The organism is Verrucomicrobiia bacterium, from assembly GCA_035629175.1.
In the GTDB taxonomy this organism is placed as follows: Bacteria; Verrucomicrobiota; Verrucomicrobiia; order Limisphaerales; family DASXHY01; genus DASXHY01.
The window spans coordinates 1-3,248 of the sequence record DASPIL010000092.1; the positions used below are offsets into that span (position 1 = coordinate 1).

Consider the following 3,248-nt stretch of genomic DNA (forward strand, 5'->3'; position numbering starts at 1 on the left):
TACGCCAATGAATTCGCTTTCCGCTGGAACACCCGCCATCAAACCGATGGCACCCGCCTGAAAGGGTTTGGCCAGTTGATCGAAAACAAACGGCTCACCTACCGCCAGGTTTCCTGCGTTTGCTAAATATATAAGCCCGGCACGGCGTCATCGCCATTTTGGTGCGTTGACACAGCAGCGCATCGCCGTGGAAAGTTTGACCCATGAAAACTCCCGGGTTGAGCTTGCTGGCGTTGTTGCTGGCCGCGGTTCTCGTTCCATCAACGCGCGCTGCTGATACCCCTTCACCAGTTGCAGGTGTGGTTTACGATGTCCGCGCATTCGGCGCGGTGGGCGATGGAAAGACCCTTGATGGCGATGCCATAAATCGCGCCATCGCGACGGCTGCAGCTCGCGGCGGCGGGACTGTCTATTTTCCTGCCGGTACGTACCTCAGTTTTTCAATCCGGCTCCAAAGCCATATCCGCCTCTTTCTCGACCAGGGTGCGACGCTGCTTGCAGCAAACCCGGCCGAACATCCCGGCCGTTATGATTCCCCCGAGGAGAACGAATGGGACATGTATCAAGATTTTGGACACAGCCATTGGAAAAACAGCCTCATCTGGGGCATCGGCCTGGAAAACGTCTCAATCGTGGGGCCTGGCTTGATCGATGGCCAAGGACTTACAAAACGCGGACCAGGGCCTCGTCGCGCCAGCCGGCCCGGGGACATGCCGCTCGTGTTCAACACCGTCACCAACCCCGTGGAACAGGTTTACCAGGTCAATTCCACCAACACCGGCGCGCGTCCCATGCTCGACCCGACAATGGACGGCGAAGGCAATAAAGCAATCGCACTGAAGCTCTGCCGCAATGTGGTGCTGCGTGACTTTTCGGTGCTCATGGGCGGGCATTTTGTTTTGCTCGCGACGGGCGTGGACAATCTGACAATCGATAACATCAAGGTTGATACGAATCGCGACGGCTTCGACATCGACTGCTGCCGCAATGTGCGCATCTCGAATTGCACGATCAATTCGCCAAATGACGACGCCATCGTGCTGAAGAGTTCATTTGGACTGGGTTACGCGCAGGCGACGGAGAACGTGACCATTGTCAATTGCCAGGTGAGTGGTTACGACCTCGGAACCCTGCTTGACGGAACATTCCAGCGCACGCAGGAGCTCGCGCCCGATCGCGACCGCGTCACGGGCCGCATCAAGTTTGGGACGGAATCCAATGGAGGATTTCGAAACATCAGCATTGCGAATTGCGTGTTCGACCGTTGCCGTGGAATCGCGCTGGAAACCGTGGATGGCGGCGTTCTCGAGGACGTAACCATCAACAACATCACGATGCGTGACGTCACCACAGCGCCAATTTTTCTCCGGCTTGGGAGTCGCATGCGCGGTCCGGAAGGAACGCCTGTCGGCAAACTGCGCCGCGTCCAGATCAGCAATGTGATCGCACACGATGTCGATCCCCGTTACGCGTGCATCATCGCAGGCATTGAAGGGAATCCCGTTGAAGACGTGAAGTTGTCGAACATCCGCATTCACTATCGGGGAGGGGGCACGCGCGAGGACGCGGAGCGGGCCATTCCGCAGAACGCCAGTTCCTATCCCGAGCCTTCCATGTTTGGCGTTACGCCTGCATACGGCTTTTTCATGCGACATGCTAAAGGCGTGCAGTTAAGCGACGTCGATGTTCGATTTATGGAGAAGGAGGAACGACCCGCCTTCGTTCTCGACTCCGTCGACAATGCGGATTTTCATAACGTCAAGGCGGACACGGTGAATGGTGGCCGAAAATTTCTTCTGAAGAACGTGAAGAACTTCAGCCTCCGCGCGAGCCATGGGCTGCAGGATTTCAGCGAAGCCTCGATCCACGAGCGCCAATTCTGAATTGCCCGGCACACGTCGGCAGGGATTGCGCACTGCGCCGCAACCGCGCGTCAGTGCCGAATAAATCCATGCAACCGGTGTTGTTATTCTTCTTCCCCCGCATGAACAGCATCAGCGGGAAAGTGAGGGAATGGGAACTCACGAGTCAAACCGCGTAGAATTGTCCGAAGGTTGGCGCAACTCGCGGGATTCGCCCTGAGACTGAACATGGTCCGGGCTGGCGTCGTGAGGGATCCGAAAGAATGGGACTGGGTGAGACGAGGCCCGTTCGTATGGCTGCGAAAAGGCGGCTGAAAATCGCTCCATAGATGCAAATTCGCAGCGCTATTGGCCATAAGAACCTCGTTTGCAGTAACTTACTGTGGCAACACCAAAAGAAGAAACCACGACATCATCATCTCAGGACTCAGCCAAATAGTGTCCGTTACCACCACAGCATCAGTGCTACACAACAGGTATGCCGAATCAAACCTGCGTTATGGCTGCAAGGATCGATTTTCACGTCTGCATTCGAGCGCCTGCCGAATCGTTTCTTCTCGTACATTGTTTCAGAGTTTGAACCGCACGACACGAATAGCGTTTGGACTGAATCCGACACGTGCGATGAAGGGGATGTAAAATGCGGATGGCGCCGAACAGGCGCTTTGGAATCCAAGGCGCCTGTTTCTTGAAGGCAGGGCAAGAGCAGGATTCTGGACGACGGAAATGCCAAGGGGTCGCATGTGGGCGCTGCGAGAAGCGTCGATTCCTTGCGAGCTGAAAACGGCCCGGGAAAACGCGCCTAACGATCAAAAACGGGATCGTTTTCGGAGTATCTTTCTGCGATCAAACGAGATGGTGACAGGAGACAAGGGTAGGTTGCTTAAGCTGTGAAATGTACAAAAACCAAATGTGACACGGGGCGCACATCCTCTCACGACGTGTGATGCTGAACGCGTTCCAACGTGGAATCGGGAACTTCTTCATGATACCAATCGACATGAGGCGACCACTTTTTGCAGAGAAGGCATTGTGTGTTTTCCCAATTCCTTCCGCACTTTGGACAGACGCCGCAGGTCTCAAACGTATTCCAGATCCAACCACAGCCCGGACCACACATCCATCGATCAGCCGCGTCCGGCACCCATTCGCATTTCGGACAGAATATTTTGACGTTCCGATTCATAATAGTTAGCTCAGTATGTTCTCATGGATTCCGCTGCTCTGATTCGCAAAGTCAGACCCCTGTCAGCGGCGGCGTGAAAGCGGTGGAGATGTGGCGGGTTGAAATTCCTGATGGCTTTTCGTTGGAAGTTCTTCTTTCCGCGTTGGTGTCAGACAAAGGATTGCCAATCTGACGTGCCTGGGTGATGAGGTCTGTGAAGC

Annotated in this window: 2 protein-coding genes; both read left to right on the forward strand. The window is 55.1% G+C overall.

Annotation, left to right across the window (positions count from 1 at the left end; translation table 11 throughout):
• The coding region (locus tag VEH04_16110; GenBank protein ID HYG24304.1) for a transposase at positions 1-126 on the forward strand (126 nt) is incomplete at its 5' end.
• 77 nt (positions 127-203) lie between these two features.
• Entirely contained in the window at positions 204-1,883 is a 1,680-nt protein-coding gene (locus tag VEH04_16115) for a glycoside hydrolase family 28 protein (protein ID HYG24305.1), read from the forward strand.
• Positions 1,884-3,248: the final 1,365 nt, after the last annotated feature.

Bases quoted from the DNA above. Each gene is read 5' to 3' on its own strand.
- VEH04_16115 (HYG24305.1), top strand. From the start codon at position 204: ATGAAAACTCCCGGGTTGAGCTTGCTGGCGTTGTTGCTGGCCGCGGTT.